This window comes from Candidatus Pelagibacter sp. PS_41 (genome assembly GCF_059417725.1).
Genome location: NZ_CM182062.1, coordinates 683,543 through 705,440 on the forward strand (window position 1 = coordinate 683,543; position 21,898 = coordinate 705,440).

Consider the following 21,898-nt stretch of genomic DNA (forward strand, 5'->3'; position numbering starts at 1 on the left):
AAAATCATTAATTAATATACATAACGATGAATCAACTCCTCTTAAAACTTATTATTAAATTCTCTAGCTAGACTTCAACTTCGAATAATATAAAAATTGATGAATCAACTCGCCCCAAAGTAAACTAATAAACTTAACTATAGATATATTTTTACCAACCTATTAAATCGACCTTAAGACTAAGAATCGTTCGAAATGAAAAACAATAAAAAAAACATAAAATAGGAAAATAGAAAAATGGAAATGACCTTAATATATACGATAGTAGGCTTTGCTTTAGCGGGGTACAGTGTTATTGCAAATGACTCAATTCAAACATTGGGAACTTTTATCGCGTCAAAACAAAAATGGTTTAAATGGTACACTCTTGCTAGTGCAGCATCATTTGTAATGATACTTGCTATTACTTGGGGTTGGTACAGTAATAATGGAGATATCTCTTACGGTAGATTAACAAGAATACCTTTCCAAGAAATACAATGGTACCACGCAGTGGCACCAGGAATACTTCTTATATTAACAAGAGTAGGTATACCTGTTTCAACAACCTTCTTAGTTTTATCAGCTTTTGCCTCAACGGTAGTACTTGAGAAGATGCTTATGAAAAGTGTTGTCGGCTACGGTCTTGCTGCAGCTGCTGCTTATATTTGTTGGATTGTTATCTCTAAATTTATTAATGAAAAATTAGATGAAGTTAGTGACAAATGGATTTCCTTTTGGCGTAACTCTGTATGGGTAACTTCAGGCTGGTTATGGTGGGTTTGGTTATCTCATGATGTAGCAAACATTGCTGTATACCTTCCAAGACAATTAGATGTTTCTCTTTTATTAGTTGTTCTGGGTTACTTTACAGTATTACTTTTTTATATCTTCTACATTCATGGAGGAACTATTCAAAAGGTTGTCTTAGAAAAAACTGGCACAAGGTATGCAAGATCAGCAACTATTATTAATATTATTTATGCTGCTGTTCTTTATTACTTTAAAGAGCTTAATGATTTACCCATGTCAACAACTTGGGTATTTGTTGGTCTATTATGTGGAAGAGAGTTAGCAATCGCATCAATGAATAAAGACTATAAGTTCAAATATGTGTTTCCACTAATTGGTAAAGACTTTCTTAAAATGATATTCGGATTAAGTGTGTCAGTTGGAATTGTACTTGCAATTCACTACATCATAATTCCAAATAATTGGTTTTAAGTTTTAAGACAATTAACATTTAATTATTAGCTCTAAGCATTTAATTTATTGCTTAGGGCTTAATAATTTAAGTAAAATAGTTTCAAGTATTAATTATTTAAGCTTAAACCTTGAGCACAAAAACTTAAAGATCGTATAGTTAAATTTCCCAAGACCGTAGGAATTTGGTTCTATTTTTTTAGTCTTTAATTTTTTAGTTTTTTTCTTCTTCATGGCTAATATGGTTTTGTGTTTCATTTGAATGTTTAAGATTATAGCAATCTGTGCAAAGTAAGATCACTTCTGGTCCAGAGCTTACTTGTGTTAAGATGGCTGTATCATCTCCACACTCGCTGCACCCTGATAAACGTTTCTTCATTTATGTTTATTACGGGTAATTTGATTAATTCTATCAATATAATTTTTTATCTCAGGTTTATCTTGAGCTTTATTATCTTGTTTAGGGTTTTTCTTTCTTTGGTAATAATAATAAATAGGCATAACAACAGATAAGGCAACAATAATAATTGCTAATATGATTTCAGATGTTGTAACCATTTAATATTTAATGACAGGCTTGATTGAATTTTTTAAGTCTCCAATAATTATAAGGCCAGGGTGTTAAAAATCCCACAGTTAACATAATAGGTACCACCCACCACGTTAGCATTGCTCCCCCTGTTAAAAAATAATCTGTAGCGTTCATAGAAATTTCCATACTAACCATTGAGATGAAACTCATTCCCAATGCTGTTTTTAAAGCATCGTTAAATTTAAAATTTTGTCTTATCAAAATTATAGTTTCCAAAATAATACTTGTAATTAAACCATTAATAATTGCCAAAGTCATAATAGCTAAAACAGGCCAAGGAATACCTGTTATTTGAAAATATAAAATGGTACCAAAATCACCAATAGCACAACCTAACAAACACCAAGCAGTATTTTTGGCACTTCTTTTCCAGGTGTGTTTACAAGACCAATGAAATGTATCTGTTGTCATATAATTTATTTACTTAAATTTATTTGATGTTGATAATAATCATCTGGCCAAAAACTTTTAATGTAGGCTAAAACTGAATCTATATCTTTGTCACTTAATTTGTCTCCAAAAGCACCCATTTTACCTTCATAGTCACTAATTATTCCAACTAAACCATATTTAATAATTTTATGTAATGTCTCATCATCATGGTGCCAAGTATGACCCGTACCATTTAGTGGTGGTGCTTTTCGATGACCATCTTCATCTAAACCCTTCCAATTTTCAGCTCCTGATAAATTAACTTGGTGACAACTAGCACAATTATTTTGGTATACAATTTTACCTCTAGCAATCATTAACTCAGAATCTCTGGTAATTGGAAAATGATTATCTGAATAAGAAATACTATTTAATGATATAAACAGAGTTAAAATTAAAAGTATCTTTTTCATAACAACTAAACTTATATATTAAAATTGTTTGATTAATCTTATATTTTTTTAAAATTGATTGATTATAAGTGTTTATTAATGAACAATTTTTTATTATTTATTGTCACACTTTTTTGCTGGTCTCCTACTTGGTATGTCATCAAGTTTCAATTAGGCTACGTTGATCCTTTAGTGTCCGTGTTCTATAGGTTTTTAATAGCTGGAATAGTTATCTTTATTTATCTAATTTATAAGAAGAAAAATCTTAAGTTCTCTTTTAATCAACATCTTTGGTTTTTGCTATTTGGGGTTTGTCTCTACTCACTAAACTATGTTTTCTTTTATCTATCAAACACTTATTTAATAAGCGCATTTCCAGCGATTGTCTTTTCAACGGTCGTCATTATGAATATTTTAGGAGAAGGGTTTTATTTTAAAAAGAAACCATCTTTAAAAACTTTACTGGGTGCAACTATTGGAATGATTGGGATTATAATCATCTTTAATGATGAGATTTTTAATTTCAGCTTTGCGAATGGAACCCATGTTGGATTATTTTTAGCCTTACTTGGTACACTTAGTGCATCAACAGGTAACATGGTTCACCAAAGAAACTTAAATAATAACTTTCAATTAATACCAACACTTGCGTATTCAATGCTTTATGGATCACTGGTCACACTATTAATCACCCAGATAAAAGGTACTGAATTATTATTTGAATATACCTTTAGTTATATTGCTTCCCTTGCTTATCTATCAATAGTTGGTTCAATATTTGCTTTTATATTTTACTTAAGATTGTTAGAAAAAGTTGGAGCTGGACGAGCGGGTTATGTGGGGGTTGTGATGCCGGTACTTGCTTTATTAATTTCAACTGTATTTGAAAACTTAGAATGGCAGCAAGATTTAATAATAGGCTTACCGATTTTAATAATTGGAGCTGTACTTGTTATTAATCAGAAAATAAAGCCGATAAGAGATTTAAAATTATAACTATTTATATATACAGTTAATATATTTAATAATACATTGATAAAAAAAAGGAAAAATATGAAAAATATAATTATAATTTTACTTTCAGTTTTTGCATTAACATCATGTGGAACTATTGTTAATGATCCAAATGTTCCTGTATCATTATCTTTTAGTGATGGATCTGATGGTAAATGTAAATTAAATAATAAAAGAGCATCTTACAGTGTAAGTATACCATCTACAACTATGGTCAGAAGATCTGATGATGCATTAAGATTTGATTGTGAGTCTGTAAATGGAAAAAAAGGCTACGGTAGCATTCCTAGTGGAATGGAAGGTGGCAAAGTTGCTGCCAGCGTTTTCTTTTTTGACTTAGGAATTACAGATGCGATAACAGATAAGTCTAGAATTTATCCACCAAGTTTTGTTATTCCTGTAAATTAAAATTAAAAAACTCAAATGCCAAAGTTGTAAAAATCTTTGGCATTTGCTAACATCTAATTAGGCTTAGTCCAATACCCATAAACACAACGTGTGCCTCGTCTAGAGCAATCATAAGTATCATGTAAAACACCATCTTTAACAACCGTTATGTGTTTTGAACAAGATACAATTAAAGTCCCACTTGGAAGTTCATCTTTTTTTAAATGAACTTTACAGCCTTGACCAACAAACATCGTTGGCGTCCACTGCCACCCAAGTTTTTCAAGATATTTCTTAACCACAACTCTATGAGTACCTGATCTTGGGCTATCATTTTTTTGTTTTAAACTTCTAGCAAGTCTTGTTCGTGATGTAGTTCTAAATTCTTCATTTGCCCTATAAAGATCATCATAAATTTTTTGGTAGGGAAGATTTGTTACAATTGCAATGGATCTAACTACACAGTCTCCCGCTTTTCCTTTATATCCAGCGGCTGCCCGTCCACCATCATTAATTTGTAATTCTAGATTGCTACTTGAGAATAGTTTCTTAAAGAAATTCACGATTTTGTTTTATGATCTAAGATCTCAATCATACACTGAGTTGCGTATTCACGCCATTCCACAGCAGATTTATCCTTAAGGTTATTAAGGTGGCTCATGTTGCTATCTATATTTTCTTGATGTTTAGCTTTATCCACTTCATCCAGATTTTTTTCCATGTTAGCAAGATTGGTCTTCATTGCATTAATCCAACTATTGCCAAGCTCTACACATTTAACATCATCTTTCTCATCACAAATTTGTTTAAAGAAATTGAAAATAACATCATCTGCTTTTATCTCTTTGCTCATCTTATTTACCAATTAGTAAAGCAAGCAGTTGATAAAGTCTAGTTTCAATTAAAACGTGTTAACAAATTAGAGACGAATCAGATACATAATAGTTAAGAGGTAGTGGCGGGAGACTAAAACTACCTCTGTCCTCACCCTCTATTAAAAATACTTTTTAATTTTAGAAATAGTTTTCGTTAATAGAACTTTTGAATAAGGTTTTCCCTTTACCACCCAAACAGAAAGTGGCCAGGTACTGTCTTTAGTAGATCTTGCAATTATATGAATGTGTAACTGAGGAACAATATTACCAATTTTTTCAACATTAAGTTTTTTTGTTTTAAATATTTTTTTCATTAACTTGCTGCAATGAACAATTTCCTTCATTAATAGCATTTGGTCTTTTGAGTTAAGTTCAGAAATATCAGTAATATTTTTTCGCTTAGGAATTAAAATGATCCAAGGAAATTTAGCGTTATCAATTAAACGAATACTACACAGTTTTAATTCAGTTATTAAATGAGAATCTTTTAGAAAACTTTTACTTACTTTATTTGCCATTGTTAAACATTAATATAAATGTGTTCTATAAGCAAAAATTATTATAGGCTAAATTAATTATGGCTGACAAAAAAATACGATCCGTTGCTAAAACATTTTCATGGAGACTTTTTATTTTTATCTACTGGGTAATATTTGGATATATTTTTACTGGTAGTTTTAAAGGAGCTGGAATATTGGGACTGGGCTCTATAATTCCTCTTTTTTTTTATTATTTTCATGAAAGAATTTGGAATAAAGTTAAATGGGGTCTTAATTAAAATTCAAAGATTATATTTATAAATATTTCTTTATTTTATCAGAGACAATTACTTTATTGCTATTCATGTAATCTTCATGATTTTTTTCAATATTTTTTAATTCATAAAGATAATTGACCATCACACCATAAGATCTTTTAAAGCCAGTTTCTGAAATATTAGCATTAATTACAATATCTTCTACAATAGCTCCATTACCTAAATGAAATCTACTCACATCATTAACAGGTAACCCTTTTTGGTTTTTTTCATTAACAATATAATGTGCAACTAATTTCGTTATTACTTCTTTATTTTTTACAATTCTACCATCACCTAGTTTTAAGTCTTGAGATTTTAAAAAGATAACATCTTGATCTTTTAGATCGCCTAAAATATTTTTAATCTTAGTTTCTTCTAAATAACTAAACCAATCAGCAAACCCTGGTATAGGTGATAAGGTGCCAAAGTTTTTAATATGAGGAAGCTCTTCTTGTATTTCATAAACTACTCTCTTTATTAAAAAATTACCCAAAGTTACTCTAGATAGGCCTTCTTGACAGTTACTAATTGAATAGAAAGTAGCAGTATCATAAGATTTTCCTTCATTATCAGTCGGCTTCATTAATTCTTGAATAGATCTACCAAGACCTTTTGTAAGGGCTACTTGAACAAAAATAATAGGTTCATCTTCAAGAGCTGGATGAAAGTAAGAAAAAAACCTTCTATCTTCTCCTAATCTTCTTTTAAGTTCATTCATATCTTTTATATGATGAACTCTTTCATATTTAATTATTTTTTCTAAAACTGCAGCCTTTGTATCCCATGTGATTTTAGAAAGTTTAAGAAATCCTGGATTAAACCAAGCTCTAAATAAATGTCTAAGATCATTATCTAATTCTGAAAGTTCTTTGTTGTCTTTTAATATTCTTATTAAATCTTCTCTTAATGCAACTATAATCGCTGTTCCATTTGGCGCCATATTCATTCTTCTAAAAAGTTCTCTTCTCTTACCTTCAGAAACTTTAAATAAATTTGACAAAGTATTTTCGTTTTGAGATTTGGTATATTTTTCAATTGCTTCGTTAACTTTTGTAAAGCTAGGCTTATATTTCTCATTAATTTTTTTAAAAAATAATAATTTATTTTCTGGAGATAGTGATTGATATAGTTCAGTAATATCTCTAGCTACAGTTATTCCAAATGCTGCACCTTTGTGTGAAATTAAATCATCACATAAAAAAAAAATAGATTCTAAGTCATTTTTTTTAATCTTTTTTATACTAAAAAGTTTTTGACCTGCATCAGCAATAGATGAAATTATCTCTTTAAAATTAAACATAATTAATTATATAATATTTAGATATTCAACGAAAGATCTTATGGATACTATAAGTAAAAAAGTACCAAAAATTTTACTTAATAATTTTTTATCTATTTTATAAACAGCTTTTGCTCCCAACCTAGCCATAATCATTGTAACTGGAACAAATACTGCAAACCCTAATAAATTTATATAACCTACACTAAAAGGTGTGTTGATATTATCAATTATCTTTCCACCCATAATCATTGTGATCGTTCCACTAAGTGAAATCAAAAAGCCAACTGCTGCAGCTGTACCAATAGATTTTCTTATGTCATAACCAAAAGTTCTCATAAATGGTACCATTAAAGATCCACCACCAATACCTAGAGGAACTGAAATAAAACCAATCACAATCCCTGAGATATTTTTGACAATGTCAGAAATTGTTTTGGGATTTTCAACAAGTTTTTCTCTAAGAAAAATAAAAAATAAACCCACCATAAAAGCAAATATTGAAAAGAATAATACTAAAGTTGGTGTCTTTAAATTAACTGCTAAAAAAGTTCCAGCAATAACACCTATTAAAATAAATATACCAAAAGATTTTACCATCTTGAAATCTACTGCATCATATTCCATATGAGTTTTGGTTGAAATTATTGAAGTTGGAATAATAATCGCTAAAGAAGTTCCAACAGCTAAATGCATTCTGGTTACTAATTCAAAATCTAATACTGTAAAAGCATAATACAAAGCTGGAACCATTATAATTCCACCACCAACACCTAGTAATCCAGCCATAAATCCTGCAACAGCTGCAGATATTGCAAGGACTGATAGTAGGTTAATTATCTCACCATAGTTTAGGTTTTCCATTATGAGTTAGCTTGATTAGCTTTTTCGTTATTTTGCACAATGGTCATTATATGTTTTGATTTTTGAAAATCAGAATCTCTTGCCATCATATTATCACTTAAATATCTCTTCCATTCTTTTGAACCTATTTGACCGTGATATAATCCAACTGTGTGTCTCATAATATGATTTACTTTTGTGCCAAGCTTAACTTCTTTCTCAAGGTATTCTAGTAGTTTTGCAGCTATTTCCTCTCTTGTTGGCTGTTCTTTTGTTCCAAAAATTTCGTTTTCAATCTCAACTAAAGAATAAGGATTTTGATAGATGGACCTACCAATCATCACTCCATCACATAAAGTTAAATGGTTTTTAATTTCATCAATCTTTGAAATACCTCCATTAATAATAATTTCTAAATCTGGATTTACTTCTTTAACTTTATAAACCATTTCATAGTTCAGTTTTGGAATATTTAAATTTTGCTTTGGTGACATTCCAGTTAAAATAGCCTTTCGAGCATGCAATATAAAAGTTCTACATCCAGCACTTTTCATCTTTAGTATAAAATTATTTAAATAATTAAATTCTTCAGTGTCATCAAATCCTATTCTAGTTTTTGCAGTAACTGGAATATTGCAAGCATTAACCATTGAGTCGATACATTCAGCAACAAGATCTGGCTCTCTCATCAAACAAGCACCAAACATATTTTTTTGAACCTTTTTGCTAGGACAACCTAAATTAATATTAATTTCATCATAACCCATGTCTTCTGCAATTTTGGCAACTTCAGCTAATTCCGCTTTATCAGATCCACCCACTTGTAATGCTAAAGGTTTTTCTTCTGAACTATAAGATAGAATTTTTTTTCGATCTCCATGAATTGCAGATTTTGTTGCAACCATTTCTGAATACAGCATAACATTTTTGCTCATCAATCTTAGAAAGTAACGATCATGACGATCTGTACAATCCATCATGGGTGCTACTGAAATTTTTCTATTAATTTTTTTTTTAATATCCAAGAGGTTTACCCATTAGTTTATCAGGCAACCACGTTACTATCTCAGGGAAGATGCATAATATTACTATAGATAAAACCATCATCATCATAAATGGAAATGATCCCCTTAAGATTGTAGATAGACTTACATCAGGCGTTATTCCTTTAATTATATAAAGATTTAATCCAACAGGTGGTGTTATTAAGCCTATTTCCATATTTATTGTAAATACTATTGCAAACCAATACGGATCAAAACCCAATGTAGTTATCACTGGTAACAATATAGCTGAAGTCATTACAATGACTGCAACTGGTGGTAAAAAGAATCCAGCAACAAGTAAAAACACATTAACAATTAAAAAGATCATCCATTTATTACTGCTTAACTCAATCATACTTTGAGCAAGCGATTGGGTTACGTAAAGTTGAGATAATGTAAATGCAAAAAGATAAGAGGCTGCAATAATAAACATTATCATAACACTCTCTTTCATTGAAACTTTAACAATATTCCATATTTTTTTAGGCTGATAAATTTTGTAAACAACTGCAATCATTACAAAAACTAAGAATGCTCCAACACCAGATGCTTCAGATGGTGTAGCTACACCTCCATAGAGAACGTATAAAACTCCAACAATAATAGCTAAGAATGGAAAAATTCTAGGAAGAACTTCAAATTTTTCTCTCAACGTTGGTGGTTTTCTGTTTCTTAATAATTTAGCTGCATTTTTATCAATGAAGTAACTGTGTATTAGCGCCCAAACAGCAAAAAGACTGGCCAACATAAAACCAGGAATAATACCTGCTAAAAATAATCTTCCAATAGAAGTACCTGTTGCCATTCCATAAACAATTAAAACTATACTTGGTGGAATTAAAACCCCAAGCGTTCCTCCAGCAGCAATTGTACCGGTAGCTATTTGGTCTGAATATCCTCTTTTTCTCATTTCAGGAATTCCCATAGTTCCAATAGCAGCACACGTTGCAGGACTTGACCCACTTAATGCTGCAAAAATTGAACATGCTCCAATATTAGAGATTACTAAGCCACCAGGAACTCTCCATAACCATCTATCAAGACCAGTATAAAGATCTTTTCCAGCGGGAGAGTTGGCTACAGCCATTCCCATAAGAATAAACATTGGGATTGATAGTAAAACAAATGAATTTAAGCCTGCATAAAATGTTTCTGCAAAAACATCTAGCATTTGAAATCCTTCAAAAGCGATTAATAAAGCAATTGAGACAAAACTTAAACCAAAAGCAATTGGAATTCCTGAGAACAAAACTATTAAAGTAAAGATAGCAACTATTAGTGCAATCATTAAAGGATCCATTATCTTAAATCTCCTTCATCAAACAGTTTAATTATCTCAGCAATATATTGAAGTATCATTAATATTGAGCCTATTAACATTGAAGAATAAGGTATCCACAAAGGAGGATCCCAAACTGTTCCTGTAGTATAATTTTTAACAAAAGCTTCCTCTACCATCAAAAAACCAAAGTAAAACAGTATTAAAAAAAAACCTAAACTTATAAATGAAGTAAAAATCTTCAATTTAATAATATTTCTGTTTGATAAAAAATCGTAAATCCATTCCATGCTTACGTGCGCTTTTTCGCTTAAAACATAGGCACTACCAATAAAAGTAGATGCAACAAGTAACATTGTAACTAATTCAGTTTGCCAAGTAATAGCACGTTGAAAAAAATATCTTTCAAAAACAAGTTCAACAATGACTAAAATAGATAAAATTAAAGCTCCTACTGCGAAAGCACCACAGGCGTGAGAAGCATAATGACAAAAATTAAGATATTTTTTTTTCATAAAAAAAGAACCCCTAGTTATTTTCATAAATAGGGGTTCTTTATATATTATTTTATTTAACTGCTAAAGCCATTTCCATAAGCTTAGCACCACCCGGTACTTGCTCAGCAAATGCTTTATGAGAAGTTTTCTTAGCTATTTCTATCCATGCAGCATGATCTGCTTCAGACATATATACTAATTCAACACCAGCTGCTTTGTAAGCATCTTCAAATTTTTTATCTAAATTTGCTACTTGTGCTGTCATATATTCCTCAGCTACTTTTCCAGCTTTCATAAGAGCTTTTTGTTGCTTTTTACTTAAAGCATCAAAAGATTTCTTAGACATAAGGATTGGCTCATACATAAACCATAAACCAAATTTTCCTGGAGGTGTTGCACATTTAACTTGTTCATAAATTTTGTAACTAACAAAACTTCCTGAACTAGTATTAGCACCAGTTAATACACCTGTTTGTAAACCAGTATAGATTTCTGAAGATGGCATACTTTGTATACCTGCTCCTGCACCTTCAAGCATTTGGTTAAATGCTTTTCCAGCTGCTCTCATAACTTGACCTTTAACATCACTAGGGTTTCTTATGCATTTTGTTTTTGAAGCAAAACCACCACCTAACCATGCATCAGATAAAACAACTACACCTGCATCGTTAATAATCTTTTTTATCTCTTTCATCATTGGAGATTTATTAAATCTCAATGCGTGATCATGATTTTTAACTGTTCCAGGCATTAATGTTGCACTGAATTCAGGATGAAATTTCGAAGCATATCCTAATGGAAAAGCTGAAATATCTAGTTGACCTGTAGTCATAGGTTTCCATTGCTCTTTAGGTTTATATAAAGATTTTGCTGGATAAATTCTAATATCAATATCAACATTAGCTTTTTTAACCTCATCAGCAATAATTTGAACCATCTCATGACGTGGGTCAAAAGATCCATCAGCTCTAGGTGTACCAGGCCATTGATGACTTGCTTTTAACGTTACCGCATAAGCAGAACCAACAGTTGATAAAACCAAAACTAATGCCGTAAAATATAAAGATACTTTTTTTAACATTACTCTCTCCTCTATTATTAATTAAGTGATGTATTTAATTAGAGATATTGATAAGAGTCAAGACTACATAATTACAGTACAAAATATGGATGGTCCTTTAAAAAACTTACTTGTTCTTGACCTAACTAGAGTACTAGTTGGTCCTTATTGCACGATGATGCTTTCAGATCTGGGTGCACGCGTAATAAAGATTGAGGCACCAGAAGTTGGTGATGACTCTAGAAAATTCGGACCGTTTATTGAAGATTATTCAGCATACTTTATGTCACTAAATAGAGGCAAAGAAAGTATTGCTCTTAATTTAAAAAATGAAGATGATAAAAAAATATTTGATAAAATTTTAGCTAAGGCAGATATTTTGGTTGAGAATTTTAAACCAGGTACTTTAGAAAAATGGGGCTATGGTTGGAAAGATGTTTGTAAAAAATATCCAAGACTAATTTATGCATCAGCATCAGGCTTTGGTCAAACAGGTCCATTAAAAGAATTACCTGCTTACGATATGGTTGTTCAAGGGATGGGTGGTTTAATGAGTGTTACGGGTCAGCCTAATTCTGAACCAACAAGAGTTGGTACATCTATTGGAGATATTACTGCGGGCTTATTTACAACCGTTGGAATTAATGCTGCACTTTATGATAGAGAAAAAACTGGTAAGGGAACTTTTATTGATGTTTCAATGTTAGATTGTCAAATTGCAATTTTAGAAAATGCTATTGCAAGGTATCTTGCAAAAAATGAAATACCAAAACCTATGGGATCACGCCACCCTTCAATTGCACCGTTTGAAGCTTTTAAAACAAAAGATAGTTACATCATAATTGCTGCAGGTAATGAAAAATTATTTGAAAAACTATGTAATGTTTTAGATGTTTCTGAAATTGCTCACGATCCAAAATTTAATACTAACTCTTTAAGATCTCAAAATATGGAAGATCTTAAAAAAATACTTGAAGACAAACTTGGTGCGAAAAATACAAGTGATTGGGTTAGTAAAATGGAAAAAGAAAAAATACCATGTGGTCCTATCTTTAATATTAAAGAAGCTGTTGAAAATCCTCAAATTGAAGCTCGGAATATGATTGTTAAAGCTCATCATAAAGTTATTGGTGATTTTAAACTAGCAGGTAATCCAATTAAAATGTCTAACTATAAAGATGAAAAAACACGTGGAGATATTCCTGATCTTGATGAACATAGAGAAAAAATCTTAAAGGAATTTAGTAATTAACTGTTAGGTTCAGTTTCTTCTGAGCTATCTTCTGTAGTTTCACTTTCAGCTAGTTGATCTAAAGAAACTGCTGTCTCCTCGTCTCCCGCTTCTAACTCAGCATCAACATCAACTTCTGGTTCTGCTTTTGCAGTTAATTCTTCTAAATCATCAGATGATACTTGAATTTTTTCTGGAATTTTTCTAGCTCTTTTTGATGGTAATATAGGTGTTCCACTTTTAGAAATTTCACCTTTGTACATGCTTTCAAAATCATCACCAATAATTTCATCATCATCCGTACCATCATCAACTTGCTCAACATGTTTTCTAAGTTTATGAACAGCACTGTCAGTTAAATCTGAAACTTGAATAGTGCCTTCTGCAATTTCTCTTAAAGATATAACTGTATTTTTGTCATTATCTCTATCTAGAGTAGGTTCTAATCCTGAATTTAATTGAACGGCTCTTTCTTTAGCAACTAATACTAATTCGTAAGGACTTTCTACTTTATCTATGCAATCTTCTACAGTTACTCTAGCCATGCGCAGTATCTATACAGTGCTTAAAAAAAAATCAAGGTTAATTTTATAAATATTTAGGATTAAGCTTACTCTTAATGAGAAATAGCAGTGATATAGCTATTAAAATATAAGATCCTGAAACTAGAGCAATTTGCTCTATAGAAAATCCATCATCTATAAGTATTCCAAAAAGTGCTGTTCCAAAGGCTGTTGAAAATACCATTAAAGCGGTCGTTAGTGCTTTAATTGAACCAATGTATTTTACACCATAAATTTCAGCCCATGTAGCTGAACCTAGAACATTTGCTAGTCCATTTGAAATTCCAATTAAACCTAAAAATACAAATGATGAAATTGGTGAGTTAAAATAATAAAGCACAAACGTTGAGACCAATAAAGGAATGTTCATATAAATTATCAATTTTCGACTACTAAACTTGTCAATTAAAAAGCCTGTTAAAAATAAAGTAATCACTGATAAAATTGAATACACCATAAAGGATTGGGCAATAACATAAGGTCCCCATCCTTTAGATGACACTATAAAAGATTGATAAACAAATGTACCCGTTGCAATCCAAGGCATCGCTAACATGCTTAAACATATAATATAAAAGCGATAATCTTTTAAAACTTCACCTCTCGTCCATTGTTTTATATCTTTAGTTTTAATATTTGTAGCACTAGATGTTTCTCTTGAGTCTAATTTAACGTTTTTAACTAATGTAATGATGACAATAGGTAAAATAATAATAACTGTAATTGAAATGGCTATCCAAATATTTCTCCAATCAATGAAAGTTAATAAAAAAATAATTAATAAGGGTAAAATAAATTCAGCTAACGATAAACCAAGCCAAGTTGTGCTTAGTGCACGTCCCCTAGTCTTTTCAAAAAATCTTGATATTGTTGTTGTTGCAGTGTGAGACATTAGTCCTTGACCTGATAACCTCATTAAGAAAATTGATAAAAATAAAAAAGCGACTGATGAAATTTTAGAAAATAAAAAACAAGAGATCGCTAATAAAGCAATGACGTAGGATGCAAATTTTAAAATATTAAAGTCATCTATTTTTTTACCAACCCAAACAAGTATAAAACTACTTAACAAAGTAGCAGATGCATAAATTGATCCAAACTGACCATGGGTGATGGAAAGTGCATCCCTTATACTTGAATTAAATAGTCCTAAAAAAAAACTCTGTCCAAAACTTGAAAAAAATGTAAATATAAATCCAAATAGAATTACTTTAAAATTCAAACTTTTAAACATAGGAAAAAAAAATTATGAGCAATGTTGCATTTATAGGATTAGGTGTCATGGGTTATCCAATGGCAGGTTATATATCAAAAGCAGGTCATAATGTAACTGTTTATAATAGAACTACTGCAAAAGCTGATAAATGGGTTGCAGAATATAAAGGGACAAAAGCAGACACACCTGCAAAAGCTGCTGAAGGTGCAGATTTTATATTTACCTGTGTTGGTAATGATAATGATTTAAGAGAGGTTACTTTTGGTGACAACGGTATCTTTAAAACAATTAAAAAAGGTTCCGTTTATATTGATAACACAACAGCCTCTGCAACAATTGCTAGAGAAATTAATGAGTTTGCTAAAAAAAATGGTTTTGGTGCATTAGATGCGCCAGTATCAGGAGGTCAAGCTGGTGCTGAAAATGGTGCACTGACAGTAATGATTGGTGGAGATCAATCTGATTTTGATAAAGCTAAAGACATCATTGATTGTTATAGCAAAAAAATGAAATTATTAGGTGGCGCTGGTAATGGCCAATTAGCAAAAATGGTTAACCAAATTTGTATTGCAGGTCTTGTTCAAGGTTTATCTGAGGCAATAAATTTTGGAATGAAAGCTGGTTTAAATATGGAAGATGTAATTGAGGTTATATCTAAAGGTGCGGCTCAATCTTGGCAAATGGAAAATAGATATAAAACAATGATTGATGATCAGTTTGAATTTGGTTTTGCAGTTGATTGGATGAGAAAAGATTTAAAAATCGCAATGGATGAAGCTAAAAATAATGGTTCCCTACTTCCAGTAACTGAAGTTGTTGATAAATATTATGCTGAAGTTCAAAAAATGGGTGGAAACCGTTGGGACACCTCTAGTTTGATCAGAAGACTTAGTAAATAATCCATAATGCAACCAGCGTACTACGAAGATTTTGAAGAGATCAAAAATAAAATCTGGTCCATGCTGGACAATGCAATCAAAGATAGAGGTTCTCAATTTAGAATTCCTGTGTTTATCTGTGGTGGCCAGGATGATTTTGATGGAAGAATTGTGGTCCTTAGAAAATCAGATAGAGAAAATAATCTTGTTCAATATCATAGTGATATCAGATCAGATAAAATTGCTAAATTAAAATCAAATAAAAACGCTGCAATGTTATTTTATGACAAGGATGAGAAAATCCAAGTTAGACTTAAAGTTGAATGCACTGTTAATCATGATAATGATATTACAAAACAGTCTTGGTTAAAAACAGGACACATGAGTAGAAAATGTTATTTAGTTGATAACGGGCCAGGAACATTATCTGAAACCCCTACTTCAGGACTTAAACCTGAACTGGATAATTTTGAATTTACAATGGAGCAAAGTGAGGTGGGATATAAAAACTTTACTGTTATTCAATGTAAAATTAAAAGTATGGAGTGGCTTTATTTAGCAGCCAAAGGTCACCGTCGTGCTAAATTCGATTTAGAAAATAACAAGGATACCTGGTTAATTCCTTAAAAAACTGATTTAGAATATTTTTTCCAATTATCTTGGTAATGAATTGCATTTTCAGTAATTAATTTTGTCTCTTCTGTTGAGACCTGTCTTACAATTTTACCAGGGGATCCAACAACTAAAGAATTGTCTGGGATAATTTTATTTTCTGTGATCAATGCATTAGCGCCTATAATGCAATTTTTCCCAATTTTTGCACCATTTAAAATGACAGCACCAATTCCAATTAAAGAATTGTCTTCAATTATACAGCCATGCAACATTACTAGGTGACCGATAGTTACATTTTTACCTATTTTTAAAGGAAAACCTGGATCAGTATGAAGTACGCTTCCATCTTGAATATTTGATCCTTCACCAACATAAATGTTTTCAATATCCCCTCTTAAAGTTGCATTAAACCAAATACTGGTATTTTTTTCTAAAGTAACATCACCAATAATTGATGCGTTGGGAGCAACCCAATTTTTACCTGCTTTTTTAATTTTTTTATTTTCCAAATCGTAAAACATAACTATATAATGTTTATCATGCCTCCACTAAAAACACCAATATGTGATTTTGGAACAAACGCTAAAGATTTTAAACTAAAGTCTACCGACTATAAGCTTATTTCTTTAAATGATATTAAGGGTGATGCTGGGACCTTAATAATGTTTATTTGTAACCACTGCCCCTATGTAAAGGCTGTCATTAAAGACATTGTTGATGACTGTAAAAAATTAGAAAAACTTGGAATAAAAGCAGTAGCTATTTCTGCTAATGACACGATTAATTACCCTGAAGATAGTTTTGAAAATATGATTGAATTTGCAAAGATAAATCAATTTAATTTTCCATATCTTTTTGATGAAACTCAAAAAGTTGCAAAAAGTTATGATGCTGTTTGCACCCCTGACTTTTTTGGATTTAACCATAACCTAGAATTACAATATAGAGGTAGAATAAGAGAGTTAGAAAATTTAAAACCAGTAAGAGCTGGTGATAGTGATTTATTTGTAGCAATGAAACAAATAGCTGAAACAGGCAAAGGTCCAGAAAAACAAATTCCAAGTATAGGTTGTGGTATTAAATGGTTGGATAGTTAATGTATTTAATTGTTACAAAAACATTTCCTCCAGAGGTGGGAGGCATGCAAAACTTAATGTGGGGTTTAGCAAATGAACTTTCAAAACATCACATGATAAAAGTTTTTGCTGATTTTTATGAAAATCACAATTTTTTTGATGAAGAGGTATCTTTTTCAATAGAGCGTGTAGGTGGCATAAAACTTCTTAGAAAATTTAGAAAAGCTCAGTTTATTAATGAATTTATTAGAGAAAATAAGGTTGATGGTATAATTGCTGATCATTGGAAAAGTCTAGAACATCTTAAAACAAATAAAAAAAAGATTTGTTTGATCCACGGTAAAGAGATTAATCATGAAAAAGGCACTTCTCTTAATAAAAGAGTATTACAAGTTTTAAATAATATTGAAACGATTGTTGCAAATTCTGAGTATACTAAAAATTTAGCTATTTCATTGGGAGTTAAGCAAGATAAAATTATAGTTATTAATCCTGGTGTTGATCCAGTTGAAGAATTAGATAAAAAAAATTTAGACAAAGTGGAGAATTTATTAAAACATAAATCACCAAGACTTATTACTGTATCAAGATTTGATAAAAGAAAAAATCATGAAAAAGTAATCATGACTCTTCGAAATTTAAAACAAATCTACCCTAGTATTATCTATATTTGTGTAGGCTATGGAGATGAGGAAGAAAATATTAAAAAATTAGTAGCAGAACTCGGTCTTCAGCCTCAAGTGATGTTTTTTAAAGATATCTCTAATGAATTAAAAAATGCATTAGTTGCTAAATCAGATATTTTTGTCATGCCTTCAGTTGTTCACAAAAAATCTGTTGAAGGATTTGGTATTGCTTATGTTGAAGCGGCTCAATATGGATTGCCTTCTCTTGGAGGAAAAGATGGAGGTGCGGCAGATGCAATTGAACATGAAAAAACGGGTTTAATCTGTGATGGCAATGAATTAGATGAAGTTTATTCATCAATTAATTTGATGTTAGAGAATAATAAATTCCATGAGTATGGAAAAGCTGCCAAAGAAAATTCTACTAAATTTAAATGGAGTTCAATTATTGAAGAATATAAAAAAATATTAAATTAATATTTTTTCTAACACTTTGCTTGCACTTAATTTTTCTAAATCATCCACTTGTATTGCTTTAAAATTTTCTCTTTCAATGCTAACTTTAAAAGCTGTTGTGTGTTTACCGAATAAGGTCAAACCTTTTACACCAAGATGGGCTGAGATATGAGCTGGACCTGTATCATTTGCAATAACAAATGAACTTTCTTTAATCAAACTTGCAAGTTGAGAAATATCTATAGCTTTACCTTTATCTAAAATTGAAACAGCATTAATATTTTTTGTATCATCAATTTCAGAGGGACCAGGAGCTACTACTACTTTAATTTGGTCTCCATATTTATTTTTAATCAATTCTATTAGCTCATTGTAATAGGGCCATTTTTTATGAGCCAGATGAGCTGAACAAAAAGGAAATAAAACAATATATTGATCTAAATTAAATTCTTGTTTAATATTATCAATATTAGTCATAGCCCAATTAAAGTCTGGTTTCATAGTATGTTCAGTTTTAATTCCAGAAGTTTTAAGTTGATGATCAAATCTATTCAAAACTGGATTTTTATCAAACTCCTCTTTTGAAATATTGCTTGGTAAGGTAGTTTCTGAACTAGACCAAATATTAAAATTTGCTTTTGGAAATAAAATATTTTTATAAAATTTTGTTCTAGATGAGTTTTGTAAATCGTAAACCTTTTTAAAACTCTTCTTTTTCAAGTTTCCCATTAATAAATATAGATAAATTAAATTAAACCTTGATTTACGATTGTCTAAAATAACATTGTGTACAAGTGGGTTTTTTCTAAATAATTCAAAATATGGTTTGGTTGTTAATATATGGATTTGATCTTCTGGATGGTTTTCAGAAATATCTTGAATTGCCCCACATGCTTGGGCTATATCTCCTAAAGAACCATGTTTGATAACTAAAATATTAGACATATTTCTAACAACTTAACATAGTATAAATTTTTATGAATAAAATTCTAGTTGAAGTATCTGTGGGTGAACTTTTAGACAAAATTTCTATTTTAGAGATTAAACAAGAAAAAATTAAAGATCCTGAAAAACTAAAATTTATTAATGCTGAACACAGTATTTTAAAAGATCAATTAGATAACAATGTTAAATCTGATGAAAAACTCAATACACTTTTTAACTCACTAAAAGATATTAATGCAAAATTATGGGTAATTGAAGATGATAAAAGATTGTGTGAAAAAAATTCTGATTTTAAAGAAAAGTTTATTAAACTTTCAAGAGATGTCCATTTTTTAAATGATGATCGTGCTAAAATAAAACTAGAGATGAATATTCATACAGGCTCTAAGATTAAAGAAATTAAAGAATACACAGTATATTAAATTAAACTGGGTATAATTTTTCTAAGTTTCATTGACAAAGTGGGTTTAATTTTTGCAAATATAACCCCCTCACCAGATTTTTTTTCTTTTATTATTTTTCCATCAGGTGAAATTATCATTGTATGACCAAAAGTTTCCCTATTTTTTGTATTTTTTCCGGTTTGCGCTGGTGCAAAAATATAACAAAAATTTTCTATTGCTCTAGCTCTTAAAAGTGTGTGCCAATGCTTTTTTCCAGTAATTTTTGTGAAAGCAGACGGTATAGAAATAAAATGCAAATTTCTTTTAGAAAGATTTCTATATAATTCTGGAAATCTCAAATCAAAACATATAGAAAAACCAATATTTCCAAATGGCATTTTTGCAGTAACAATTTTTTTACCGGCTTTATAAATTTTTGACTCTTTGTGTGACTCTTTTGTTCCTAGTTTAACATCGAACATATTAATTTTATCATAATAACTTGCAATTTTTCCATCTGGATTAATTAGAATTGATCTATTTTTTAATTTTTTTTTATCTTTAATGGGTAATGATCCTATTAAGATCCATTTCTTGAATTTCTTACATAAAATTTTTGTTTTTTTAACAAATAGATCATCTTTCATAGTGTACGAATTTTTTAAAAGTTCTTTTTTATTATCAGTCAAAAATGATGTCATTTCAGGTGTTAAAATTAAATCTGCATTTTTATCAATTGATTTTTTAACAAAGTGTAAATATTTTTTCAAATTATATTCATAATTTTCTCTACTTGATAATTGAATACACGAAACTATCATTACTAAAAACTATATTTCCTTTCTAAATATTTTATCAAGTTGTGAATGATAAAAGTCATAAATAAATAAATCCCACCTGCTAAAAGAAACACCTCTAAGGGTTTGTAGGTTGTTGATACTATATGTTTTGCAACACCAGTAATATCCATTAAGGTTACCGTGCTTGCAAGTGATGTGCCTTTCATCATTAATATAATTTCATTTCCATAAGCTGGCAGCGACTGTCTTATTGCAATTGGAATTTGAATTTTATATAAAATTATTTTGTTAGTTATCCCAAGACTTTTACCCGCTTCTATTATTCCAGGTTTTATTGTCTCAAAAGCAGATCTTAATATTTCAGAAGTATAAGCACCTGTATTTAAAGCGAATGCAATAATTGCACACCAATAAGGTTCCTTTAATATAACCCAGAGAAAAGTTTCTCTAAGCCACTCTATTTGTCCAAGGCCAAAATAGATTATAAATATTTGAACTAATAATGGCGTTCCTCTAAATAAATAAGAATAGCCATAAGCAAACTTATTAATGAATGGATTTTTATTAAGTCTTAAAACTGCAAATATAAATCCAATAAAAAAACCAATAATTAATGAAATTGATAGCAATTTTAAAGTAATTAAAGCAGCGCTAAGTAGTTTTGGTAGACTAGTAAGCATTAAATCTAAATCCATTAAAAGCCCCTACTGTATTTAACTTCAAGTCGATTGATTAACTTCATACTTATAAAGGTTAACATTAAATATAAAACTGCAGCAAAAGAATAAAAGAATAATGGATCTCTTGTTGAGCCTGCTGCAATATAAGATTGTCTCATGATTTCTACTAAACCAGTAACTGATATTAATGAAGTGTCTTTTAAAGTAATTTGCCAAACATTACTTAAATTTGGAATGGCTAATCTTAACACTTGAGGTAAAATTACTTTTAGAAAATAAATATATTTTTTAAAACCTAAAACCTTACAAGCTTCAAATTGACCTTTATCAATTGATTGAATGGCACCTCTAAAAACCTCTGTTGAGTATGCCCCTGAAATAATACCAATTGCAACTGATCCAGTAATAAATGCATTAATTTCTATATATTCATAATAGCCAAATATTGATGCAACATACATAATGGCTCCACTACCACCAAAAAATAAAAGGTAAATTACAAGTAATTCTGGTACTCCCCTTATTACTGTTGTGTAAATATTTCCAATAAAATTTAAAATTTTGTTATTTGATAATTTGAGAGGTGTAAAAATTAATGAAAATAAAAAACCAATTAACATTGCAGTAACGGCTACTGCTATTGTCATTAGAGTTGCATAAAACAACTCATCTCCCCAGCCTGTTTTTCCGAATGATAAAAGATCCATATCGAAAGGGCGACTAAATAAATAGTCGCCTTTTCAAAATATTAT

Annotated in this window: 30 protein-coding genes; 10 read left to right on the top strand and 20 right to left on the bottom strand. The window is 30.2% G+C overall.

Features of this window, described 5'->3' with window-relative positions; genetic code table 11:
* The first annotated feature begins 237 nt into the window (after positions 1–237).
* A complete protein-coding gene (locus AC5SL8_RS03795) occupies positions 238–1,203 on the top strand; it encodes a hypothetical protein (protein ID WP_494579086.1) in 966 nt (321 codons plus the stop codon).
* Positions 1,204–1,396: 193 nt separating this feature from the next.
* Here the strand turns inward: AC5SL8_RS03795 and AC5SL8_RS03800 are convergent, their stop codons facing one another.
* The 4 genes from AC5SL8_RS03800 to AC5SL8_RS03815 are packed head-to-tail and all read right to left on the bottom strand — an operon-like array spanning position 1,397 to position 2,619.
* On the bottom strand, positions 1,397–1,561 hold the full coding sequence (locus tag AC5SL8_RS03800; protein ID WP_271617183.1) for a hypothetical protein: 165 nt from the start codon (positions 1,559–1,561) through the stop codon (positions 1,397–1,399).
* Positions 1,558–1,740 (bottom strand): hypothetical protein, encoded by a 183-nt coding sequence (locus AC5SL8_RS03805; RefSeq protein ID WP_018414243.1) that lies wholly within the window; start codon positions 1,738–1,740, stop codon positions 1,558–1,560. Before AC5SL8_RS03805 ends, AC5SL8_RS03800 begins: the two co-directional genes overlap by 4 nt.
* A gap of 7 nt (positions 1,741–1,747) precedes the next feature.
* Positions 1,748–2,185: a DUF4396 domain-containing protein gene (locus AC5SL8_RS03810; RefSeq protein ID WP_494579087.1), complete on the bottom strand. Its 438-nt coding sequence runs from the start codon at positions 2,183–2,185 to the stop codon at positions 1,748–1,750.
* Between the two features lie 5 nt (positions 2,186–2,190).
* Positions 2,191–2,619, bottom strand: coding sequence for a c-type cytochrome (locus AC5SL8_RS03815; protein ID WP_494579089.1), 429 nt, complete (start codon positions 2,617–2,619; stop codon positions 2,191–2,193).
* Between the two features lie 78 nt (positions 2,620–2,697).
* Here AC5SL8_RS03815 and AC5SL8_RS03820 point away from each other — a divergent pair, with 78 nt between their 5' ends.
* Complete coding sequence (locus AC5SL8_RS03820) at positions 2,698–3,594, top strand: DMT family transporter (RefSeq protein WP_494579091.1); 897 nt, start codon at positions 2,698–2,700, stop codon at positions 3,592–3,594.
* 57 nt (positions 3,595–3,651) lie between these two features.
* Positions 3,652–4,020 carry a hypothetical protein gene (locus tag AC5SL8_RS03825; protein ID WP_494579092.1) on the top strand — a complete coding sequence of 123 codons (369 nt, stop codon included), beginning with the start codon at positions 3,652–3,654 and terminating at the stop codon, positions 4,018–4,020.
* Positions 4,021–4,073: 53 nt separating this feature from the next.
* Here AC5SL8_RS03825 and AC5SL8_RS03830 read toward each other — a convergent pair whose 3' ends face one another.
* The 3 genes from AC5SL8_RS03830 to AC5SL8_RS03840 form a co-directional block, all read right to left on the bottom strand.
* Positions 4,074–4,562 (bottom strand): hypothetical protein, encoded by a 489-nt coding sequence (locus AC5SL8_RS03830; RefSeq protein WP_494579093.1) that lies wholly within the window; start codon positions 4,560–4,562, stop codon positions 4,074–4,076.
* Positions 4,559–4,852: a hypothetical protein gene (locus AC5SL8_RS03835; RefSeq protein ID WP_494579094.1), complete on the bottom strand. Its 294-nt coding sequence runs from the start codon at positions 4,850–4,852 to the stop codon at positions 4,559–4,561. Before AC5SL8_RS03835 ends, AC5SL8_RS03830 begins: the two co-directional genes overlap by 4 nt.
* Positions 4,853–4,993: 141 nt before the next feature.
* Positions 4,994–5,392 (bottom strand): HIT domain-containing protein, encoded by a 399-nt coding sequence (locus AC5SL8_RS03840; protein ID WP_494579095.1) that lies wholly within the window; start codon positions 5,390–5,392, stop codon positions 4,994–4,996.
* 59 nt (positions 5,393–5,451) lie between these two features.
* On the opposite strand from AC5SL8_RS03840, the gene AC5SL8_RS03845 reads away from it, so the two are divergent.
* Positions 5,452–5,652 carry a DUF2061 domain-containing protein gene (locus AC5SL8_RS03845; RefSeq protein WP_168606116.1) on the top strand — a complete coding sequence of 67 codons (201 nt, stop codon included), beginning with the start codon at positions 5,452–5,454 and terminating at the stop codon, positions 5,650–5,652.
* Positions 5,653–5,668: 16 nt separating this feature from the next.
* Here AC5SL8_RS03845 and AC5SL8_RS03850 read toward each other — a convergent pair whose 3' ends face one another.
* From AC5SL8_RS03850 to dctP, 6 genes are read right to left on the bottom strand one after another with little or no spacing between them, the layout of a single operon-like run.
* Positions 5,669–6,973, bottom strand: a complete 1,305-nt coding sequence (locus AC5SL8_RS03850) for a malonyl-CoA decarboxylase domain-containing protein (RefSeq protein WP_494579097.1) — start codon at positions 6,971–6,973, stop codon at positions 5,669–5,671.
* 6 nt (positions 6,974–6,979) lie between these two features.
* Complete coding sequence (locus AC5SL8_RS03855; protein ID WP_494573540.1) at positions 6,980–7,816, bottom strand: sulfite exporter TauE/SafE family protein; 837 nt, start codon at positions 7,814–7,816, stop codon at positions 6,980–6,982.
* A complete protein-coding gene (gene dusA / locus AC5SL8_RS03860; RefSeq protein WP_494579099.1) occupies positions 7,816–8,820 on the bottom strand; it encodes a tRNA dihydrouridine(20/20a) synthase DusA in 1,005 nt (334 codons plus the stop codon). Before dusA ends, AC5SL8_RS03855 begins: the two co-directional genes overlap by 1 nt.
* The gene (locus tag AC5SL8_RS03865) at positions 8,810–10,141 is read right to left on the bottom strand and encodes a TRAP transporter large permease (RefSeq protein ID WP_494573538.1); all 1,332 of its coding nucleotides are present in this window, start codon (positions 10,139–10,141) and stop codon (positions 8,810–8,812) included. Before AC5SL8_RS03865 ends, dusA begins: the two co-directional genes overlap by 11 nt.
* The gene (locus AC5SL8_RS03870) at positions 10,141–10,635 is read right to left on the bottom strand and encodes a TRAP transporter small permease subunit (protein WP_494579100.1); all 495 of its coding nucleotides are present in this window, start codon (positions 10,633–10,635) and stop codon (positions 10,141–10,143) included. The genes AC5SL8_RS03865 and AC5SL8_RS03870 overlap by 1 nt, the downstream gene beginning before the upstream one ends.
* A 52-nt stretch (positions 10,636–10,687) precedes the next feature.
* The gene (dctP, locus tag AC5SL8_RS03875; RefSeq protein ID WP_494579102.1) at positions 10,688–11,698 is read right to left on the bottom strand and encodes a TRAP transporter substrate-binding protein DctP; all 1,011 of its coding nucleotides are present in this window, start codon (positions 11,696–11,698) and stop codon (positions 10,688–10,690) included.
* Between the two features lie 85 nt (positions 11,699–11,783).
* Between dctP and AC5SL8_RS03880 the strand changes: the two genes are divergently transcribed.
* The gene (locus AC5SL8_RS03880) at positions 11,784–12,929 is read left to right on the top strand and encodes a CaiB/BaiF CoA transferase family protein (RefSeq protein ID WP_494580798.1); all 1,146 of its coding nucleotides are present in this window, start codon (positions 11,784–11,786) and stop codon (positions 12,927–12,929) included.
* Here AC5SL8_RS03880 and rpoZ read toward each other — a convergent pair.
* Positions 12,926–13,453, bottom strand: a complete 528-nt coding sequence (gene rpoZ / locus AC5SL8_RS03885) for a DNA-directed RNA polymerase subunit omega (RefSeq protein ID WP_494579103.1) — start codon at positions 13,451–13,453, stop codon at positions 12,926–12,928. The genes AC5SL8_RS03880 and rpoZ overlap by 4 nt on opposite strands.
* A 43-nt stretch (positions 13,454–13,496) precedes the next feature.
* Positions 13,497–14,705, bottom strand: coding sequence for an MFS transporter (locus AC5SL8_RS03890; RefSeq protein WP_494579104.1), 1,209 nt, complete (start codon positions 14,703–14,705; stop codon positions 13,497–13,499).
* Positions 14,706–14,719: 14 nt separating this feature from the next.
* Here AC5SL8_RS03890 and AC5SL8_RS03895 point away from each other — a divergent pair, with 14 nt between their 5' ends.
* Together AC5SL8_RS03895 and AC5SL8_RS03900 are read left to right on the top strand one after the other, a co-directional pair.
* Positions 14,720–15,586 carry an NAD(P)-dependent oxidoreductase gene (locus AC5SL8_RS03895; protein ID WP_494579105.1) on the top strand — a complete coding sequence of 289 codons (867 nt, stop codon included), beginning with the start codon at positions 14,720–14,722 and terminating at the stop codon, positions 15,584–15,586.
* Positions 15,587–15,592: 6 nt separating this feature from the next.
* Entirely contained in the window at positions 15,593–16,192 is a 600-nt protein-coding gene (locus tag AC5SL8_RS03900) for a flavin-binding protein (RefSeq protein ID WP_494579107.1), read from the top strand.
* Here the strand turns inward: AC5SL8_RS03900 and AC5SL8_RS03905 are convergent.
* Positions 16,189–16,701 (bottom strand): gamma carbonic anhydrase family protein, encoded by a 513-nt coding sequence (locus AC5SL8_RS03905; RefSeq protein WP_494579109.1) that lies wholly within the window; start codon positions 16,699–16,701, stop codon positions 16,189–16,191. The two genes, AC5SL8_RS03900 and AC5SL8_RS03905, sit on opposite strands and share 4 nt — an antisense overlap.
* Before the next feature lie 18 nt (positions 16,702–16,719).
* Between AC5SL8_RS03905 and AC5SL8_RS03910 the strand changes: the two genes are divergently transcribed.
* Positions 16,720–17,277, top strand: coding sequence for a thioredoxin family protein (locus AC5SL8_RS03910; protein WP_494579111.1), 558 nt, complete (start codon positions 16,720–16,722; stop codon positions 17,275–17,277).
* Positions 17,277–18,359: a glycosyltransferase family 4 protein gene (locus tag AC5SL8_RS03915; protein ID WP_494579113.1), complete on the top strand. Its 1,083-nt coding sequence runs from the start codon at positions 17,277–17,279 to the stop codon at positions 18,357–18,359. Before AC5SL8_RS03910 ends, AC5SL8_RS03915 begins: the two co-directional genes overlap by 1 nt.
* Here AC5SL8_RS03915 and AC5SL8_RS03920 read toward each other — a convergent pair.
* On the bottom strand, positions 18,351–19,283 hold the full coding sequence (locus AC5SL8_RS03920) for a glycosyltransferase family 9 protein (RefSeq protein ID WP_494579115.1): 933 nt from the start codon (positions 19,281–19,283) through the stop codon (positions 18,351–18,353). The genes AC5SL8_RS03915 and AC5SL8_RS03920 overlap by 9 nt on opposite strands.
* Before the next feature lie 32 nt (positions 19,284–19,315).
* On the opposite strand from AC5SL8_RS03920, the gene AC5SL8_RS03925 reads away from it, so the two are divergent.
* Positions 19,316–19,705: a DUF6165 family protein gene (locus tag AC5SL8_RS03925; protein WP_494579116.1), complete on the top strand. Its 390-nt coding sequence runs from the start codon at positions 19,316–19,318 to the stop codon at positions 19,703–19,705.
* Here AC5SL8_RS03925 and AC5SL8_RS03930 read toward each other — a convergent pair.
* The 3 genes from AC5SL8_RS03930 to AC5SL8_RS03940 are packed head-to-tail and all read right to left on the bottom strand — an operon-like array spanning position 19,702 to position 21,853.
* Entirely contained in the window at positions 19,702–20,487 is a 786-nt protein-coding gene (locus tag AC5SL8_RS03930; RefSeq protein WP_494579118.1) for a carbon-nitrogen hydrolase family protein, read from the bottom strand. The two genes, AC5SL8_RS03925 and AC5SL8_RS03930, sit on opposite strands and share 4 nt — an antisense overlap.
* A gap of 2 nt (positions 20,488–20,489) precedes the next feature.
* Positions 20,490–21,161: an ABC transporter permease gene (locus tag AC5SL8_RS03935; RefSeq protein WP_494579119.1), complete on the bottom strand. Its 672-nt coding sequence runs from the start codon at positions 21,159–21,161 to the stop codon at positions 20,490–20,492.
* Entirely contained in the window at positions 21,161–21,853 is a 693-nt protein-coding gene (locus AC5SL8_RS03940) for an ABC transporter permease (protein WP_494573527.1), read from the bottom strand. The genes AC5SL8_RS03935 and AC5SL8_RS03940 overlap by 1 nt, the downstream gene beginning before the upstream one ends.
* Positions 21,854–21,898: the final 45 nt, after the last annotated feature.